The following is an 813-nucleotide window of genomic DNA, read 5'->3' on the forward strand; positions in this document are numbered from 1 at the left end:
GTCCAGCGCGGCGGACGCGCGGCGCTGGTGGAGGCCAACACCACCTTCGGACTGGCGCTGGCGCAGGACGAGATCGACTACCTCGTCGATGCCTTCACCCGCCTCGGGCGCAACCCCAGCGACGTCGAACTGATGATGTTCGCGCAGGCCAACAGCGAGCATTGCCGGCACAAGATCTTCAACGCCGACTTCATCGTCGACGGCGTGCCCCAGCCGCACAGCCTGTTCTCCATGATCCGCCACACCGAGCGCCAGCATCCGCAGCACACGGTGGTCGCCTATTCGGACAACGCGTCGGTCATGGAGGGCGTGGAGGTCGAGCGTTTCGTGGCCGGTTCCGGTGAGGGTTCGGACAGCTACCGGAAGGTGAACGCGCTGAGCCACGTGCTGATGAAGGTCGAGACGCACAACCACCCGACCGCGATCTCGCCGTTTCCGGGCGCCTCCACCGGCGCCGGCGGCGAGATCCGCGACGAGGGCGCCACCGGCCGCGGCTCGAAGCCCAAGGCCGGGCTCACCGGCTTCACGGTGTCGAAGCTCTGGCCCGCCGAAGGCGGCTACGGCAAGCCCGACCACATCGCGAGCCCGCTGCAGATCATGACGGAGGGCCCGCTGGGCGGCGCGGCATTCAACAACGAATTCGGCCGGCCCAACCTGCTCGGCTACTTCCGCGAATACGAACAGACGATCGCCAGCGACGGCGACACCGTGCGGCGCGGCTATCACAAGCCCATCATGATCGCGGGCGGCCTGGGCAGCATCGACGCGGGCCAGACGAAGAAGATCCAGTTTCCCGCGGGCTCGCTGCTGATC

Annotated in this window: 1 pseudogene; it reads left to right on the forward strand. The window is 67.8% G+C overall.

What is annotated here, in order from left to right:
- Window positions 1-813, forward strand: a pseudogene (locus AC1DTN_RS37550) (phosphoribosylformylglycinamidine synthase); the annotation flags it as partial.

The sequence above is a fragment of the Rhizobium sp. 01T444 genome, assembly GCF_056398305.1.